The sequence below is a fragment of the Thiohalospira halophila DSM 15071 genome (assembly GCF_900112605.1).
In the GTDB taxonomy this organism is placed as follows: Bacteria; Pseudomonadota; Gammaproteobacteria; order Thiohalospirales; family Thiohalospiraceae; genus Thiohalospira; species Thiohalospira halophila.
This window is the reverse complement of record NZ_FOMJ01000003.1, coordinates 197,034-213,212: the sequence shown is the minus strand read 5'-3', so window position 1 is coordinate 213,212 and position 16,179 is coordinate 197,034. Positions and strand designations below refer to the sequence as shown.

Genomic DNA, 16,179 nt, shown 5'->3' with positions numbered 1-16,179 from the left:
GAGTGGCGTGAGCGAAGGAGAGGGCCGGGCCGGAAAGAAGTCGCCGCGCGGCGGCTGGCTGGGCGGGACCGTCCGGGCCCTGCTGCACGCCGTCTGGGGTGTGGCGGCGACCCTCATCATCGCCGTGGCCGTGATCATCACCAGTGCGCGCCTGGTGCTGGACAATGCCGAGGGCTATCGCGATGCCGTCACCGCCGCCGTGGGCGACTACCTGGGGCTCCAGGTGGAGGTGGCCTCCATGGATGCTACCGTGGACGGGGTCCGGCCCACCCTGGTACTGGAGGGAGTCCGCCTGAACACCCCCGGCGGCGACTCCCTGGCCACCTTTGACGAACTCCACCTCGCCCTGAGCCCCCTGCGCAGCCTCCGGGACGGCCAGCCGGTGCTGGGGGAGCTGACCCTCTCGGGGGCCGACCTCGGCCTGGTTCGTGACTCGGAGGGGCGACTGCGCGCCGCCGGCATGGCCCTGGCGGAGGAAGGGGGGGGCGAAGGCGACGGGGCCCTGCTGCCCTGGTTCTTCCGCCAGGCGCGGCTGACCGTGCGCGACAGCGACCTGACCTGGGTGGACCGGCAGCACGGCGATGGCCGCCCCCACCGTTTCCACGCCGACGAGCTGACCCTCACCAACCGCTTCGGACGCCACCAGCTGGCGGGGCAGCTGAGCCTGCCCGGCCCGGCGGCCGGTCGTCTCTCCCTGGCCGCCGACCTCTACGGCGTCGCCGCTCGTCCGGGGGACTGGGAAGGGCGGGTCTTCCTGCGCGCCGAGGGAATCTCCCTGGACGGCCTCGCCGATGCCGGCGTCGATACCGCCGGGGTCGGGGGCACCGCCGACGCCATGCTCTGGAGCCGCTGGCGACAGGGGCGAGCGGTGGCGGTGGACGGCCAGATCCGCCTGGACGAGCTTCGCCGGGAGGGTGCGATGCTCCCCCTCGCCGCTCTGGAGGTGGACCTGGACTGGGAGCGGCGCGCCGACGGCTGGCGGCTCACCATCCCCCGCCTGGATCTGCACGGCACGGGGGAGCGCGAATCGACGGCGCGACTGCGCGCTACCGCCACGGAGGGGGGCAGGCTGGCCGTGGACGCAGCGGGCCTGGCGGCGGGGGATCTGGCCGCGGTCCTGCAGAGCTGGCCCGATGCCCCGAAGGAGGTCCGGCGACGGGTGACGGCGGCGGAGCCGCGCGGCCGGGTGGAGCGGCTCCATCTTCGCTATCGGCCCCAGGCGGTGGCCGAGGAGCGCTGGTCCCTGCACGCCCGACTGGCCGGGTGGACGAACCAGCCCGTGGAACAACTGCCCGGGGTTGCGGGCCTGGATGCGGAGGTCTGGGTCGATCCCGCCGGGGGCGTCGCCCGGCTGGCCATGGGATCGGGGCAGCTCGCCTTCCCCGTCTTTGCCCGCAAGCCCTGGCCGGTGGATGCGGCCTCGGTGCGCGTGGACTGGCAGCGTGCCGGGGATGGCTGGCGCTTTCAGTTCCGGGAGGGGCGGGTGGAGAACGCCCACGTCGCCGCTCGGGGGGAGGCGCGGTTGCACTGGCCCGGGCCGGGGGAGCCGGTGTTCGTGGATCTCCAGGTCGGGGCCGACCGGGCCGACGCGGCCCACCTGTCGCGCTACCTGCCGGTGGAGAAGATGAAGCCGAAGCTGGTGGACTGGCTGGACCGCGGCGTGGTCGGCGGGACCGCCCGGGATGTCCGGATCCTCCTCTTCGGTCGGGTGGAGAAGGGGGTCTTCCCCTGGCCACGGGACCGGCGGGGCCGGCTCTTTGCGGACCTGGCGGTGGCCGATGCCGAGCTCGCCTATGGCCCGGGCTGGCCCCGGCTGGAGAGGATCGACGGGCGGCTTACCATCCGCGGTCGGGGGCTTTCCGGCAAGGCTACCGGCCGTACCGCCACCGGCGCGGTGCTCGACGGCGCCCGCTTCGCCATCGAGGATTTTCGCAATGCCCGGGTCACCCTGGAGAGTCCCGTGTCGGGGGAGGCCGGCGCCTTCCTGGACTATCTGCACCGCTCGCCCCTGGTGCCCGGGGCGGAGCCCCTGCTGGACCGTGCCCGGGCCACGGGTCCCATGACCCTGGACCTGGCGCTGGATCTCCCGCTCGATGGCAGCCCACCCGACTATACAGGGGAGCTGACGGCGGAGGATGTGGATCTGGGGCTCACCGTGGGGGAGGGGGAGCTCACCTGGCGCGGGATCACCGGCCCGATCACCTTCACGCCCCGGGGGCTGGAGAGCCCCGGCCTTACCGGTGAGCTGCTGGACGGGCCGGCGGAGCTCGCCATTACCTCCAGTGGCGAGCGCGGCGCGATTCGCTCCCATGTCACGGCCAAGGGGCGGGCGGCCGTTGCGCCCCTGGAGGCGCTCTGGCCGGCCTGGCCGCTGGAGCGGGCCGCGGGGCGGGCGCGGTGGACCCTGAATGCGACTCACGACGCCGACGGATGGCGGGTCCATGGCCACAGCCCGCTCCGCGACGTGGGCCTGGATCTGCCCCACCCCCTGGGCAAGGCTCGCGGGGTCGCGCGCGCCACCGAGGTCCGCTGGGAGCATGCCGACTCCGAATGGCGTTTCCTGCAGGCGGGAGGGCTGGCGGCCCGCGCCCGCTTCGGCGAGGGGCGTGGAGCGGTCCACTTCGGTGCGCGCGAGGTCGCCCCGCCCCTCCCCCAGCGCGGGGTTCGTGTCACGGGGGCGCTGGAAGGGCTGGACACAGCGGCGTGGCGGGCCCGGCTGCCGGAGTTCGGGGAGCGGGACGGCGGCGGGATCCAGCGGCTGGAACTGGACATGGAGCGGCTCCATCTCGCCGGTGGCGACGGTCTTCCCCGTGGGGAGCCACCGGAACCGGGGAGCGGTGCGAGGGGGTGGCCGGAGCTGGAGGTGGCCATCGGCGAGCTTCGCCTGGGGGATATGGCGCTGGGTCAGGTGGAGGTCGTTGCCGGCCCCACTGCTACCGGCTGGGCTACCCGGACGCTGCAGCTGCGCGGGGATGACTTCCGTGGCGACGGCGTGCTGGCCTGGGAAAGGCAGTCCGGACGAACCGGGCTCGAACTCTCCTTGCGCTCCGAGGACTCCGGTGCCTTCTTCGGTGCTTTGGGGTACCGTACGATCTTCGCCGATGGTGAGCTCCGAAGCTCCTTCGACCTCCACTGGCCCGGAGGGCCCCAGGACTTCCACCCGGCCACCCTGGAGGGGCAGGCGCGGACCCGGATACGGGATGGCCGCCTGGTTCAGGTAGAGGCCGGGGCCGGTCGCCTGCTGGGGCTGTTCAGTCTCCAGGCCCTGCCGCGGCGACTGACCCTGGACTTCAGTGACCTCTTCAGCCGGGGGTTCTCCTTCGACAAGCTGGACAGCCGCGTGACGCTGTCCGGCGGCATCGCCGCCATCGACAAGATGACCCTGGAGGCCCCGTCGGCCCGCATTGCGGTCACGGGGGAGACCGATCTGGTCGCGCGGGAGCTGGACCAGCGCATCCTGGTGGTCCCCGGAGACGGCAGCACGCTGGCGTTGCCCTCGGCGCTTCTTTGGGGACCGCAGACCGGGGCGCTGGTCTGGCTGGCGGAGCGGGTCCTGCCCATCGACGATGTCACGCGCTATGTCTATCGGGTCACGGGAAGCTGGGAGGACCCCGAGATCCGGCGACTGGACGAGGAGGAGGAATGAGCCGGTACCGCGCTCGTGGTAAGCTCGCCGCTGCCCTGATGCCGATCCTGTGCGGTTTCCAGGCCGGGGTTGTGCAGGCCGAGGCTCGCCTGCCCCTGAGTGCGCTGGAGGCGCCCCGGGAGATGGCCGAGTGGGTCGCCTGGCCGCCCCTGCGCGGCGTCATCCAGGGGCTGGCGGAGCCGGGGACGCGCCTGGTCATCCGCCATCCCGGCGGCGACCGGGGAACCCTGCGGGCGCGGGAACTGGCGGCCCGGTTGCAGGCACTGGGGGTCGCACCCCGGCGCCTGGAGTTGCGGCCCGGCGGAGCGGCAGCCGCACTGGAACTGACCATCGAGACCACCGACAAGGGGAACGCGGAGTGAGTAGACTGGCAGCCGTGCAGATGGCCTCCGGGCCGAATCGCCAGGCCAATCTCATCGAGGCGGGTCGGCTCATCGCCGATGCCGCCCGGTCCGGGGCAGAGCTGGTGGCCCTGCCGGAGAATTTCGGCCTCATGGGGATGGTGGATGACGACCTGGTCACCGCCGCCGAGGCCGACGGCGAGGGGCCGCTCCAGGAGTTCCTCGCCGAGCAGGCGCGGCGCAACGGCATCTGGCTGGTGGGCGGGACGGTCCCCATCGCCAGCGCCGACGGCACTCGGGCCCGTCCGGCCTGCCTGGTCTTCGACGACCGCGGCCAGCGGGTGGCGCGCTACGACAAGATCCACCTCTTCGACGTCCACCTCCCGGACAGCGGCGAGAGCTACACCGAGTCCCGCACCCTGGAGCCGGGGGAGGCCGTGGTTACCCTGGACTCCCCCTTTGGCCGGCTGGGGCTGGCGGTCTGCTACGACCTGCGCTTCCCGGAGCTCTTCCGGGAGATGGTGGCGGCCGGGGCGGAGACCTTCATCGTCCCCTCCGCCTTCACGGCCATCACCGGCCGGGCCCACTGGGAGGTCCTCACCCGGGCCCGGGCCATCGAGAACCTCTGCTACCTGGTGGCCCCCGCCCAGGGCGGCTACCACGCCAATGGCCGCCAGACCTGGGGCCACTCGGCCATTATCGACCCCTGGGGGTCGGTGCTGGACCGGCTGCCCAACGGCTCCGGCGTGGTGGTCGCCGACCGCAACGCCGACTACCAGCGCAGCGTCCGCCGGACCTTCCCGGCGCTGGAGCACCGTCGGCGCTGAGCCGCCCTTGCTGGATCCGTCATTCCCGCGCAGGCGGGAATCCCGAGGGCCCTGCCACCGGGATTGGGATCACCCCGACGGCCTGTTCTCGAGGTTCCGGGCTGGCGCTGCGCGCCATCCGGAACGACCGGTCCTCACTCCTCGGGGAAGACGAACTCGCCCATGCCCCACTGGGCCGCCATGGTCTCGGCGGCATTGCCCAGCTCCTCGCCCCGCGTGGGGTGGTTCCAGGGGCCACCGGCCAGGAGCCGCAGGGCCGTGTCGGGGTCCGGGGCCAGGGCGGCCAGGTGGATGAGCTCGGCGGCCTCGTCGCCGACGATCTCGGTGCCCAGCAGCGTCCCCTCATCCATGTCGGCCAGCAGCCGGACGTGGCCCTCGGCATCCCCCTGGCCCAGGGCGCGGGGGGAGGTCTCGAAGGCGGCGAAGCCCACCGCCGGCTCCCAGCCCTCGTCCTCCGCGGTGTCGTCGTCCATACCCACCCGGGCCAGCTCCACGGCGCTGTAGACCGCCCACGGGACGCGCTTCTCCGGGGTCTCCCGGGCGCTGCCGGTGACGATGTTGTCCACCGCCGTGGTGGCGTCGGCCAGGGCCTGGTTGGCGGTCATGATGGGGGTGCGGACGTCGCCGATGGCGAAGATGTGGCCGGCGGCGGTGCGCAGGTCGGCGCCGGTGGTGATGAAGCCGTCGCCATCCACCTCGACGCCGGCCGCCGCCGGCTCCAGCCCCGCCGTGTGCGGGACCCGGCCGGTGCCCAGCAGCAGCCAGTCCACCTCCTCGGTGGCGCCGTCAGCCAGCTCCACGGTGACACCGTTGTCGGTCACCCGCGCCCCGGCCAGGCGCCGGTCGGTCTGGGCCTTCACGCCCTCGCGGCTGAGCGCCGCCTCCAGGGTGCGTAGGGCCTGGGGGGTGAAGCCGGCGCCGCGCAGGGGCTTGGTGCCCATGAGCCAGGTGACCTCGCAGCCCAGGCGAGTGAGGATCCAGGCCAGCTCGGTCCCGATGACGCCGCCGCCGGCCAGGGCCACCCGCCGACCCTCGGGGGGACGCTCATCGAAGAGCATGTCGGTGGTGAGGATGCGGCCGCTCTCGGGGGTGATCCCCTCCGGGATGCGGGCGTGGGAGCCGGTGGCCAGGATGAGGTGGTCGGCGGTGAGGTCGCTCTCGCCGCCGTCCCCGCTCACGCGCACGGTGTGGGCGTCCACCAGGGTGCCGTGGCCGACGTGGGCGGCGATCCCCAGCCGCTTCATGTAGTCGGTGTAGTTGCCCCGGACCTCCTCGACCACGGCCTTCTGGTGGTCCCAGGCCGCCTCCAGGTCCGGCTCCAGGCTCCCCCGGATGCCGCGCTCGGCGAAGCCCTCGCTGGCGGCCAGGATGCGGGCGGTATGGTGCCAGTCCTTCTTGGGGACGCAGCCGCGGTTGAGGCAGCAGCCGCCCCAGGTGTCCTTCTCCACGATGGCCACCTTGAGGCCGCGCAGGGCGCCCAGCACCGCGGCGCGATAGCCGCCGGGGCCGGAGCCGATGATGGCCAGGTCGTATTGGTTCGCCATGGATACCTCCGGGGGTGTGCGGTTACAGCAGCAGCAGGGTGGCGAGCCCCAGGAAGACGCCGAAGCCGGTGACGTCGGTGACGGTCATCAGCAGCATGCCGCCGCCCAGGGCGGGATCGCCGCCCAGCCGACGCAGCAGCAGCGGGATCAGGGTCCCCGCCACCGCGGCCATGAACAGGTTGATAATGAGCGCCAGGGCGATGACCCCGCCCAGGGCCGGGTCGCCGAACCAGGCCCAGGCCACGCCGGCGATGAGCACCGACAGCCCCAGGCCGTTGACCAGGCCGACGGTGATCTCCTTGCGCAGGAGCTTGAGGGTATTGCCCGGTCCGATCTGGTCCAGGGCCAGGCCGCGGATCACCAGCGCCAGGGTCTGGTTGCCGGCGATGCCGCCCATGCTGGCCACCACCGGCATGAGCACCGCCAGGGCCACCGCCTGCTGCAGGCTCGCCTCGAACAGGCCGATGACCCGGGCGGCGACGAAGGCGGCGACCATGTTCAGCCCCAGCCAGATCACGCGCCGCCGGGCGGAGGCGCGCACCGGCGCGAACATGTCCTCCTCGTCCTGGACACCGGCCATGCTCAGGAAGGAGTGCTCGCCCTCGTCACGGATGACGTCGACCACGTCGTCGATGGTGATCCGGCCGAGCAGCGTCCCGTCGGTGTCCACTACCGGGGCGGAGATGAGGTCGCGGTGCTCGAACCGCTTGGCCACGTCGTGGGCCGGGGTCTCGCCGGGGATGCCGTCCAGGTCCCGGCGCATGACCTCGGCCACGGTGAGCCCCGGCTCGGCGGTGACCAGCTCCGACAGCGGCAGGTGGCCCAGGTAGCGTCCCTCGCGGCTGACCACGAACAGGGTGTCGGTGGCGTCGGGGAGGTCGCCCAGGCGGCGCAGGTAGCGCAGGACCACGTCCACGGTGATGTTGCCGCGGACGGTGACCGCGTCCAGGTTCATCAGGCCGCCGGCGCTGTCCTCGGGGTAGGCCAGGGCGGTGTCCAGGCGCGAACGGCGCTGGTCGTCCAGGCTGTTGAGCACGGCCTGGATTGCGGCATCCGGCATGTCCGGCAGGACGTCCGCCAGGTCGTCGATGTCGAGCTGCTGCGCCGCCTCGACCAGCTCCTCCGGGGAGAGCCGGTGGAGGAGCTCTGCGCGCAGGTCGTCATTGAGGTAGCTGAGGACGTCAGCGTGGAAGCGGTCGCGGATGACCTCCCAGGCCGGCTCGCGGTCGGCGGCCGGCAGGGATTCCAGCAGGTGGGCGATCTCGGCGGGGTGGAGGTCGGCGACTCGCTCCCCGGCGGCGACGGGGTCCCCCGACTCCAGCGCCAGCACGAATTCGCGGCGCAGCTCGTCGGACTCGGACTGGGTTGTCTCTTCCGCCGCTTCGGCCATGGGCTCCCCTCGCTATCCGGCCGGAGTGTACCAGACCCCCGGCCGGGGTGCGCAGAGGGGGGGCCGTGCGGAGACTATTCGCCCTCGCCGAAGCGGTCGGCGATGAGGGCCTCCAGGCCGTCGAGCAGGGCGTCGGCGTCGTCGCCCTCGGCGTGGAGGGTGAGGGTGGAGCCCTGGCCGGCGGCGAGCATCATCACCCCCATGATGCTCTTGCCGTTGACCCGCTGGCCGTCGCGCTCCACCTCCAGGTCGGCGGCGTATTCGCCGGCGGTGTTGACGAACTTGGCGGCGGCGCGGGCGTGCAGCCCCAGACGGTTGATGATGTCGACGTCGCGGCTGGGCATGGAGGGTCTCACAGGGGGTTGCTCAGGACGCCCTCGCGGCCGCCGCTGATGGCCTTGTCGGCTAGGGTATCCAGGGGCAGGCTCGGGTAGTTGAGGACCCGGACCAGCATGGGGAGGTTGATGCCGGCCACCAGCCTCAGGTTGCCGTCACTGAGCAGTCGGGCGGCGATATTGGAGGGGGTGGAGCCGTACATGTCGGTGAGGACCAGGACGCCGCTGCCGTCGTCCACCTCCGCCCGGCGCTGACGCGCCTCGGCCAGCATGGCCTCGGGGTCGCAGTCCTGGGGGACCGAGAGCACCTCGGTGAGCAGCGGCGGCGGCCCCAGCATGGTGCGCGCGGTATCCAGCAGGGCGTCGCCGATGCGGGCGTGGGTTATGACGAGCAGACCGACCATTACGGGACCTCCCGGTGGCGGACCTGGACCGAGTCGAGCTGGTCCTGGAAGTGGGCCCCCAGCCGTTCGGCGAAGTAGACCGAGCGGTGCTGGCCCCCGGTGCAGCCGATGGCCACGGTGACGTAGCTGCGGTTGTCGCGCTGGAAGTGGGGCAGCCAGGTGGCGAGGAAGTCGCGGATCTGGGCGTACATCTGCTCCACCAGGGGCTCTCCCTCCAGGTACTCGGCCACGGCGAAGTCGCGGCCGGTGAGGGCGCGCAGCTCCGGCTCCCAGTGGGGGTTGGGCAGGCAGCGGATGTCGAAGACGAAATCCGCATCCGCCGGGACGCCGTGCTTGAAGCCGAAGGAGAGGAACTGCAGGGAGAGCCCCGCCTCCTCCCGGCCCACGCGGCTCGTGATGAGATCGCGCAGCTCGTGGACGTTGGTGTGGCTGGTGTCGATGTGGAGCGCGGCGTTGGCGGCGATGGGCTCCAGCAGTTGCCATTCGGCGTCGATGGCGTCGCCCAGGGGCAGGGAGCCGTCAGTGAGCGGGTGCTTGCGCCGGGTCTCCGAGAAGCGCTTGAGCAGGGTCTCGCGCTCGGCGAAGAAGAACAGGGTCTCGCTCTCGAAGCCGTGGCCGGCCAGCTCCTCCAGCATGGCCGGGAAGCGCTCGAGGTCGCCGGCGAGGTTGCGGGCATCGATACCCACCGCCACCCGCTCGGGGGTCCGGCCGCCGGGGCCGGAGAGCTGCCCGCCCAGGGCCGTGAGCAGCCCCAGGGGCAGGTTGTCGATGCAGTAGTAGCCCAGGTCCTCCAGTACGTGGAGGGCCACGCTCTTGCCCGACCCGGAGAGGCCGCTGACCACGACCAGCTTCATGTGCCGCTCCCGCTGCTGGCGTCCATCAGTGCTCGCTGCTTGTTCATGAAGGCGTCCGCGGCATCATACCCGCTCTGGGCCAGGATGTGATTACGCACGGCCCCCTCCACCAGTACGGCGAGGTTGCGCCCCGGCGCCACCGGCAGGGTGATGCCCGGGGTCGTGACGCCCAGGACCTCCTGGTCCTGCCGGGCCCCGCGCAGGCGCGCCTCGGCATCCAGGGAGACCTGATCGAAGGGCTGCAGGTCGACCACCAGGCGCAGATTCTTGCTCGCCTTCAGGGCGCTCTCGCCGAACATGGCCGGGATATCCAGCACCCCCAGGCCGCGGACCTCCAGGAAGCCGCGCAGGGCCTCGGGGCAGTGGCCGTTCACCGTCTCCGGGTCCACGCGGCGGAAGCGCGGGGCGTCGTCGGCCACCAGGCGGTGGCCGCGGCTGATGAGCTCCAGGGCCAGCTCGCTCTTGCCCACGGCGCTGGAGCCGGTGAGCAGGACGCCCAGCCCCAGGACCTCCAGGTAGACCCCGTGGAGGGTGGTCACCCGGGCGGTGTCCCGCGCCAGGAGGTGGCGCAGGTTGCTGATCACGGTGTGGGTGGGGGCGTCGCTGGTGAGCAGGGCCGTACCCGTGGCGGCCACCTGCTCCGCCAGGACCCTCGGCGGTTCAATGCCGTCGGCGAGGATGATGATGCGGTCGGTGCGGACCAGACTGGCCAGGGCATCCGCCAGGGAGTTCTTGCCCAGATCGGCCAGGTAGTCCCGCTCCACGGTCCCGACCACCTGGATGCAGGGGGGGCGGACCGGATTGAAGGGGCCTACCAGGGCGGCGTCGTCGTCGGCCTCCAGCCGGCAGGCGGGGTCGGCGCCGGTGGTATCCAGCCGGCGGAGTCCCAGGGGTTTGCCGGCCAGGCGGAGGAGATCACCGACGCCGACGCCCCCATCCATGTCAGCCGGCCTCGCCCACGAGGAGCCGATGGGCCTGGGCCGCGGACTCCGCCTGGCGCAGCTGCTGGCAGACGGTCTCGTCGCTGAACAGCCGGGCGATGGCGGCCAGGGTCTGGAGGTGGGTATCCGTGGAGGCCTCGGGGACCACCAGGCCGAAGACCAGGTCCACCGGCTGCTGGTCCTGGGCGTCGAAGTCCACGCCGCCGTCCAGGCGCAGGAAGGCACCCACTGTGCGGTCGTTCCCCGGCAGGCGGCCGTGGGGCAGGGCGACCCCCTGGCCCAGGCCGGTGGAGCCGAGCCGCTCCCGCCCCAGCAGGGCGTCGAAGATGGCATCCCGGGAGAGGCCGTCGCCGGAGAGGAAATCGGCCATGGTCTCCAGGGTCCGCTTCTTGCTGGCGGCGCTGACGTCCAGCGCTACCCGGTCGGGGGCGAGGATCTCCCCCAGGGCCAGGGAGGTGGCGCCATCGCCGGTCGGGTGCGTCGCTTCAGCCCTTGCCATGGTGCTTGTCTTGGAGCTTGTCGCGGTGCTTGGTGAGCTGGCGGTCGAGCTTGTCGATGAGGGCGTCGATGGCCGCGTAGAGGTCGTCGGACTCGGCCTCGGCGTGGAGGTCGGCGCCGCTGACGTGCATGGTGGCCTCCGCCTGCTGGCGCTGGTGGGGCTCCACGTTGAGGACGACGTGGGCGTTGCCGATGCCGTCGCCGTGGCGGACCAGGCGCTCCATCTTCTCCTGGACGTAGCTGCGCAGGGCATCGGTGATCTCTACGTGGTGGCCGGTAATATTGAGCTGCTGCATGGTCTCAATCCCCTGTTGATGGATGCGTGTCGGCGAACGGGTCTAGGTGAGCCGCCGGCGTTCATTGGAGGGGGGGATCTGCATCCCCTCCCGGTATTTGGCCACGGTGCGCCGGGCGACCTGGAAGCCCTCATCGGCGAGGATGCGGGCAATCCGGCTGTCGCTCAACGGCTTGCGGGTCTCTTCGGCCTCGATGAGGCGGCGGATGCGCGCCTGGATGGCGGTGGAAGAGGCCTCGCCCCCCTCGTTGGTGCCCACGTGGCTGGAGAAGAAGTACTTCAGCTCGAAGACGCCGCGCGGGGTGAGCATGTACTTGCGCGTGGTCACCCGGGAGATGGTGGATTCGTGCATCTCCACCTCCTCGGCGATGTCGCGCAGGACCAGCGGCTTCATGGCCTCCTCGCCCTGTTCCAGGAAGTCGCGCTGGCGCTCGACGATGCTGGTGGCCACCTTGAGCAGGGTCTCGTTGCGGCTCTGCAGGCTCTTGAGGAACCAGCGCGCCTCCTGGAGGTGGTTGCGCAGGTAGGTGGCGTCGTCGCTCTGGTCGCCGCGCCGTATGAGATCGGCATACTCGGTGTTGATGCGCAGCCGCGGCGCCACCTCCGGGTTGAGCTCCACCCGCCAGCGGCCCCGGTCGCGGCGGACGATGACATCGGGGGTGACGTACTCCGGCTCGCCGGCGGTGATCTGGCCCCCGGGCCGCGGGTTCAGGGACTGGATGAGGCGGAGGATGTCGGCGAGCCCCGCCTCGTCGAGGTGGAGCCGGCGCTGGAGCTGGTTGAAGTCGCGCCGGCCCAGTAGGTCGAAGTGGTCGGCGACGATGGCGCGGGCGGTGGCCAGCCCCGCCGGCTCGGGATCGGCGGCGAGCTGGTCGAGCTGGAGCAGCAGGCTCTCGCGCAGGTCGGCGGCGGCAATGCCCGGCGGGTCGAAGTTCTGGATCTGGTGCAGGACGGCGCGGATCTCGTCCGTCTCGATATCGGGGAGGTCCGGGGCGATGGCCTCGCTCAGTTCCTCCAGATCCGCGGTGAGGTAGCCGTCGTCGCCCACCGCGTCGATGACCGCCTCGCCGATGAGGGTGTCCCGCGGGGTCAGGTGGGACATGTTCAGCTGCCACAGGAGGTGGTCGTGGAGGTCCTCCGGGGCGCTGTTCTGGACGGTGTACTCGCCCTCCTCGCCGGCGGGGGCGGTACCGGAGCTCGCGCCGGAGCCGGGCTCGTAGACGTCGTCCCAGCTGGTGTCCACGGGCAGGTCGTCGGGGAGGGATTCGCCGGTGGTGCCGACCTCGTTGTCCTCGCTGCGGGCGGCGGTCTCACTCTCCTCACCGGAGTCCGCGCTGGCCTCGCCGGGATCCCCCTCGTCGGTGGCCTCGTCGCCGCTCTCCAGCATGAGATTGGATTCCAGCGCCTCCTGGATCTCCGTCTGGAGTTCCACGGAGGAGAGCTGCAGCAGGCGGATGGCCTGCTGCAGTTGCGGCGTCATGGTGAGCTGCTGCCCCAGGCGCAGCTGAATGGACTGTTTCATCGGCTATGGGAGCCCCGTGCCGTTGCCCCGGAAGTGGTGGTTACCGGCTCGTACGGTTGATTCTAACCCAGCTGGCATCGGGAATGCAGGGGCGGCGAGCCTTTGCGAGGGAGGGATTTCGGTCGAGATTCGGCAAGTGGGCGGGGCCCGGGCCCCTCGGTCGCCTTGGGATTATTCCCTCAGAGCCGGAAGTCCTCTCCCAGGTAGACCGCGCGGACCTGCTCGTCGGCCAGCAGGGTGGCCGGGGGGCCGCCGGCGATGACCTCGCCGGCGGAGACGATGTAGGCGCGCTCGCAGATCCCCAGGGTTTCGCGGACGTTGTGGTCGGTGATGAGCACGCCGATGCCGCGGTCCCGGAGGCCCCGGATGATAGTCTGGATCTCACCCACGGAGATGGGGTCGACGCCGGCGAAGGGCTCGTCCAGGAGGATGAAACGCGGCTCGGCGGCCAGGGCACGGGCGATCTCCACGCGCCGGCGTTCGCCGCCGGAGAGGCTCATGCCCCGGGCATCACGCAGGTGGCCGATCTGGAAGTCGTCCAGCAGCTCCTCCAGCCGCGCCCGTCGGCCATCGGCATCCAGCTCCCGGCGCAGTTCCAGCACCCCCAGGAGGTTGTCCGCCACGGTGAGCTTGCGGAAGACCGAGGCCTCCTGGGGGAGGTAGCCCAGCCCGCGCCGGGCCCGCAGGTGCATGGGGGCGGCGGTGAGGTTCTCGCCGTCGAGTTCCACCCGGCCGCTGTCGGCGGCGATGAGGCCGACGATCATGTAGAAGCTGGTGGTCTTGCCGGCGCCGTTGGGGCCCAGGAGGCCGACCACCTCGGCGGCGCCCACCTCCAGGGAGACGCCGCCCACCACCTGGCGGCCGCGGAAGGACTTGGTGAGTTCCGAGGCGACCAGGCGGCTCATGGCTGTCCGCCTCCCTCGTCATCCGTATTGTCCGTGCCTTCCACCGGGGCCTCACCGCCCTCCTCGTCGCCATTGCCCTCGGGGAAGAGTGTGGTGCGGACGCGGCCGCCCTGGTCGCCGCCGCGCCCCTCCACCCGGTCGGTCTCAAGGAAATAGCGGATGTGGTCGCCGGCGAAGCGGTCCTGCCCGCGCTCGAGCACGGCGTCGCCGTGGAGGTCCAGGCGCTCCGGCCCGGCGCGGTAGACGATGCGTCGCGCTCGGCCGCGCAGCTCCTCGCCCTCCTCGCTGGTGTGGAAGAGGCGGGCCGGGTCGCCCTCCAGCTCCAGGCGACGGAGGCCCGTCTCCTCGCCGTCCCTCTCCGCAGAGGGCACCTGCTCCACGCGCATCCAGGCCCCGGTGAGCCGGGTTTTGCCCCGGGTGGCCTCCACGTCGCCGCGGAAGGTTGCCACTCCCTCGCCCTGGTCCAGGCTGGCCTCGTCGGAGACCACGTCCAGCTCCTGGGCGGCCAGCGGGGTGGCGAGGGCGGTCAGGAGCAGCAGGGCAAGGAGGCGGTTAGCGGACACGGTAGCCCCCGTGGACATCGGCGAGCAGGCGGACCCGCTCAGTGGGCCAGGCCAGGTGGAGACCGGTGCCCACCAGGCGGCCGGCGCCGTCGCGGATCACCGAGCGGTGGGCGGACCAGGCCTCCTCCCTGCCGGGGAAGATGGCCAGGTCGCGGGTGTCCACGGCCAGGGCGCGGCCGTCGGGTCCGGCCTCGCGGCGGATCCGCACCGCCTCCTGGAGGAGGATGAGTTCGGCCCCGGCATCATGCCGCCAGCGGCCGTAGGGAGCGTCCAGCCGCCAGGACGGGCCGCGATCCAGCAGGGTCACGCGCGGCTGCCACAGGATGGACTCGTCGCTGTCGGCGTACTGCAGCAGATGGGCGGCCTCCAGGCGGCGCGCCGGCCGGCCGTCGAGGTCGTGGTCGGTGATCGTGACCCTCCGCATGGAGGCCTCCACCGCTCGCGGGCCGTCATCGGCGATGCGGGGCTCGGGGGCGGGCGTCCGGTAGGCCCAGTAGCCGGAGGCGGCCACGCCGGCGGCCAGGGCGAGCAGGAAAAACAGCCGCGGGGTCATGATTCCAGGTAGGGAGCCAGGGCGGCGTCCAGCGCCCCCCGGGCCTCCAGGATGAGTTCACAGACCTCGCGGGCCGCGCCGTGACCGCCGCCACTGGGGGTGATCCAGTGGACCCGCTGGCGGACCGCCTGGGCGGCATCGGCCACGGCCACCGCCAGGCCCACCCGGCGCAGGAGGGGGAGGTCGACCACGTCGTCGCCGACGTAGGCCGCCTCCTCCGGGGCGAGACCGGTCTCGGCCAGGAGGGATTCGAAAGCGGGGCGCTTGTCCACGCAGCCCTGATGGACGTGGTCGATCCCCAGCGATTCCATGCGGTGGCGGACCACCTCGGATTCGCGGCCGGTGATCACCGCCAGGGTGACGCCGGTGGCGCCGAGCATCTTCATGCCGTGGCCATCCCGGGAGTGGAAGGCCTTGTACTCCTCGCCGCCGTCGCCGATGAAGAGGCTGCCGTCGGTGAGGACGCCATCCACGTCGAAGGCGACCAGGCGGACGCCGGCGGCGCGGCGGCGGACTTCGGGATCCAGGGTGTCGAATTCGTTCATGCTACCCCCGAGCGCAGCAGGTTGTGCATGTTGCAGGCGCCCACCACGCGCTGGTCGCCATCCACCACCGGGGCGCCGTTGATCCGGTGGCGCTCCATGATCTCCAGGGCCTCGGCGGCGAGCTGATCGGCGTCCAGGGTACGGCCGTTGCGGGTCATCACCTCGCCGATGGCGGTGGCGTGGACGTCCACCGGCCCGTGGTCCAGCACGCGACGCAGGTCGCCGTCGGTGAAGATCCCGGCCAGGCGGTCGTCGGCCTCCACCACCAGGGTGAAGCCGAGCCCCTTGCGGCTCATCTCCACCAGGGCGTCGGCGAGGCTCGCCTGCGGCGCTACCCGGGGCACGCCCTCACCCTGGTGCATGATGTCCCGGACGTGGACCAGCAGCCGCTTGCCCAGCCGGCCGCTGGGGTGGGTCCGGGCGAAGTCCTCGCGGCGAAAGCCGCGCGCCTCCAGCAGTGCCACCGCCAGGGCATCGCCCATGGCCAGGGCCGCCGTGGTGGAGGTGGTGGGGGCGAGCCCCAGGGGGCAGACCTCTTCGGCGACGCTGACGTCCACGTGGGCGTCGGCCTCCCGGGCCAGGGTGGAGGAGGGTCGGCCGGTGAGCGCCACCATGGGGACGCCCAGCCGCTTGAGGACCGGCAGGATGGTAAGGAGTTCGTCGGTTTCCCCGGAGTTGGAGAGGGCCACCACCACGTCGTCCCCGGTGATCATGCCGAGATCGCCGTGGCTGGCCTCGCCGGGATGGACGAAGAAGGCCGGGGTCCCGGTGCTGGCCAGGGTAGCGGCGATCTTGCCACCGATGTGGCCCGACTTGCCCATGCCGGTGACCACCACTCGGCCACGACAGCCCAGCAGCAGGCGGCAGGCGTGCAGGAAGCCGGCATCCAGGTGCTCGCTCAGGGCGGCGACGGCGCGGGCCTCTCCCTCGAGGACCGCGGTGGCCAGTTCGCGCAGGCGGTCCTCTTCGGGCTCGGGGGTCGTGGCTTCGGACATGTCGGTGGCTTCCGGCGATTG

General features: G+C 72.1%; 17 protein-coding genes. 3 read left to right on the top strand and 14 right to left on the bottom strand.

The window, feature by feature from the left end:
• Positions 1–7 precede the first annotated feature (7 nt).
• From BM272_RS06575 to BM272_RS06565, 3 genes are read left to right on the top strand one after another with little or no spacing between them, the layout of a single operon-like run.
• Positions 8–3,646 (top strand): YhdP family phospholipid transporter, encoded by a 3,639-nt coding sequence (locus tag BM272_RS06575; protein WP_093427967.1) that lies wholly within the window; start codon positions 8–10, stop codon positions 3,644–3,646.
• Positions 3,643–4,008 (top strand): hypothetical protein, encoded by a 366-nt coding sequence (locus BM272_RS06570; RefSeq protein ID WP_093427966.1) that lies wholly within the window; start codon positions 3,643–3,645, stop codon positions 4,006–4,008. Before BM272_RS06575 ends, BM272_RS06570 begins: the two co-directional genes overlap by 4 nt.
• Complete coding sequence (locus BM272_RS06565) at positions 4,005–4,814, top strand: carbon-nitrogen hydrolase family protein (protein ID WP_093427965.1); 810 nt, start codon at positions 4,005–4,007, stop codon at positions 4,812–4,814. The genes BM272_RS06570 and BM272_RS06565 overlap by 4 nt, the downstream gene beginning before the upstream one ends.
• Before the next feature lie 134 nt (positions 4,815–4,948).
• Here BM272_RS06565 and BM272_RS06560 read toward each other — a convergent pair whose 3' ends face one another.
• The 14 genes from BM272_RS06560 to BM272_RS06495 form a co-directional block, all read right to left on the bottom strand.
• Positions 4,949–6,358: a dihydrolipoyl dehydrogenase family protein gene (locus BM272_RS06560; protein ID WP_093427964.1), complete on the bottom strand. Its 1,410-nt coding sequence runs from the start codon at positions 6,356–6,358 to the stop codon at positions 4,949–4,951.
• 22 nt (positions 6,359–6,380) lie between these two features.
• Entirely contained in the window at positions 6,381–7,748 is a 1,368-nt protein-coding gene (mgtE, locus tag BM272_RS06555; RefSeq protein ID WP_093427963.1) for a magnesium transporter, read from the bottom strand.
• Positions 7,749–7,822: 74 nt separating this feature from the next.
• On the bottom strand, positions 7,823–8,092 hold the full coding sequence (locus tag BM272_RS06550) for an HPr family phosphocarrier protein (RefSeq protein WP_093427962.1): 270 nt from the start codon (positions 8,090–8,092) through the stop codon (positions 7,823–7,825).
• An 8-nt stretch (positions 8,093–8,100) separates the two neighbouring features.
• Positions 8,101–8,487, bottom strand: coding sequence for a PTS sugar transporter subunit IIA (locus BM272_RS06545; protein ID WP_093427961.1), 387 nt, complete (start codon positions 8,485–8,487; stop codon positions 8,101–8,103).
• Entirely contained in the window at positions 8,487–9,341 is an 855-nt protein-coding gene (gene rapZ / locus BM272_RS06540) for an RNase adapter RapZ (RefSeq protein WP_093427960.1), read from the bottom strand. Before rapZ ends, BM272_RS06545 begins: the two co-directional genes overlap by 1 nt.
• Complete coding sequence (hprK, locus tag BM272_RS06535; RefSeq protein WP_093427959.1) at positions 9,338–10,282, bottom strand: HPr(Ser) kinase/phosphatase; 945 nt, start codon at positions 10,280–10,282, stop codon at positions 9,338–9,340. The genes rapZ and hprK overlap by 4 nt, the downstream gene beginning before the upstream one ends.
• Position 10,283: 1 nt before the next feature.
• A complete protein-coding gene (locus tag BM272_RS06530) occupies positions 10,284–10,781 on the bottom strand; it encodes a PTS sugar transporter subunit IIA (protein ID WP_205407766.1) in 498 nt (165 codons plus the stop codon).
• Positions 10,768–11,076, bottom strand: coding sequence for a ribosome hibernation-promoting factor, HPF/YfiA family (gene hpf, locus BM272_RS06525; protein WP_093427958.1), 309 nt, complete (start codon positions 11,074–11,076; stop codon positions 10,768–10,770). The genes BM272_RS06530 and hpf overlap by 14 nt, the downstream gene beginning before the upstream one ends.
• A 42-nt stretch (positions 11,077–11,118) precedes the next feature.
• A complete protein-coding gene (locus tag BM272_RS06520; RefSeq protein WP_093427957.1) occupies positions 11,119–12,597 on the bottom strand; it encodes an RNA polymerase factor sigma-54 in 1,479 nt (492 codons plus the stop codon).
• A gap of 179 nt (positions 12,598–12,776) precedes the next feature.
• On the bottom strand, positions 12,777–13,502 hold the full coding sequence (gene lptB, locus BM272_RS06515) for an LPS export ABC transporter ATP-binding protein (RefSeq protein WP_093427956.1): 726 nt from the start codon (positions 13,500–13,502) through the stop codon (positions 12,777–12,779).
• Complete coding sequence (lptA, locus tag BM272_RS06510) at positions 13,499–14,065, bottom strand: lipopolysaccharide transport periplasmic protein LptA (RefSeq protein ID WP_159433031.1); 567 nt, start codon at positions 14,063–14,065, stop codon at positions 13,499–13,501. Before lptA ends, lptB begins: the two co-directional genes overlap by 4 nt.
• Entirely contained in the window at positions 14,055–14,618 is a 564-nt protein-coding gene (gene lptC, locus BM272_RS06505; protein WP_093427954.1) for an LPS export ABC transporter periplasmic protein LptC, read from the bottom strand. Before lptC ends, lptA begins: the two co-directional genes overlap by 11 nt.
• On the bottom strand, positions 14,615–15,163 hold the full coding sequence (locus BM272_RS06500; protein ID WP_093427953.1) for a KdsC family phosphatase: 549 nt from the start codon (positions 15,161–15,163) through the stop codon (positions 14,615–14,617). Before BM272_RS06500 ends, lptC begins: the two co-directional genes overlap by 4 nt.
• A complete protein-coding gene (locus tag BM272_RS06495) occupies positions 15,160–16,158 on the bottom strand; it encodes a KpsF/GutQ family sugar-phosphate isomerase (protein ID WP_093427952.1) in 999 nt (332 codons plus the stop codon). Before BM272_RS06495 ends, BM272_RS06500 begins: the two co-directional genes overlap by 4 nt.
• Positions 16,159–16,179: the final 21 nt, after the last annotated feature.

What these genes read in the sequence shown, in the direction of transcription:
- BM272_RS06570 (WP_093427966.1), top strand. Translation starts at nt 3,643, where the DNA reads ATGAGCCGGTACCGCGCTCGTGGTAAGCTCGCCGCTGCCCTGATGCCG.
- BM272_RS06560 (WP_093427964.1), bottom strand. Translation starts at nt 6,358, where the DNA reads ATGGCGAACCAATACGACCTGGCCATCATCGGCTCCGGCCCCGGCGGC.
- mgtE (WP_093427963.1), bottom strand. Translation starts at nt 7,748, where the DNA reads ATGGCCGAAGCGGCGGAAGAGACAACCCAGTCCGAGTCCGACGAGCTG.
- BM272_RS06550 (WP_093427962.1), bottom strand. Translation starts at nt 8,092, where the DNA reads ATGCCCAGCCGCGACGTCGACATCATCAACCGTCTGGGGCTGCACGCC.
- BM272_RS06545 (WP_093427961.1), bottom strand. Translation starts at nt 8,487, where the DNA reads ATGGTCGGTCTGCTCGTCATAACCCACGCCCGCATCGGCGACGCCCTG.
- rapZ (WP_093427960.1), bottom strand. Translation starts at nt 9,341, where the DNA reads ATGAAGCTGGTCGTGGTCAGCGGCCTCTCCGGGTCGGGCAAGAGCGTG.
- hprK (WP_093427959.1), bottom strand. Translation starts at nt 10,282, where the DNA reads ATGGATGGGGGCGTCGGCGTCGGTGATCTCCTCCGCCTGGCCGGCAAA.
- BM272_RS06530 (WP_205407766.1), bottom strand. Translation starts at nt 10,781, where the DNA reads ATGGCAAGGGCTGAAGCGACGCACCCGACCGGCGATGGCGCCACCTCC.
- hpf (WP_093427958.1), bottom strand. Translation starts at nt 11,076, where the DNA reads ATGCAGCAGCTCAATATTACCGGCCACCACGTAGAGATCACCGATGCC.
- BM272_RS06520 (WP_093427957.1), bottom strand. Translation starts at nt 12,597, where the DNA reads ATGAAACAGTCCATTCAGCTGCGCCTGGGGCAGCAGCTCACCATGACG.
- lptB (WP_093427956.1), bottom strand. Translation starts at nt 13,502, where the DNA reads ATGAGCCGCCTGGTCGCCTCGGAACTCACCAAGTCCTTCCGCGGCCGC.
- lptC (WP_093427954.1), bottom strand. Translation starts at nt 14,618, where the DNA reads ATGACCCCGCGGCTGTTTTTCCTGCTCGCCCTGGCCGCCGGCGTGGCC.
- BM272_RS06500 (WP_093427953.1), bottom strand. Translation starts at nt 15,163, where the DNA reads ATGAACGAATTCGACACCCTGGATCCCGAAGTCCGCCGCCGCGCCGCC.
- BM272_RS06495 (WP_093427952.1), bottom strand. Translation starts at nt 16,158, where the DNA reads ATGTCCGAAGCCACGACCCCCGAGCCCGAAGAGGACCGCCTGCGCGAA.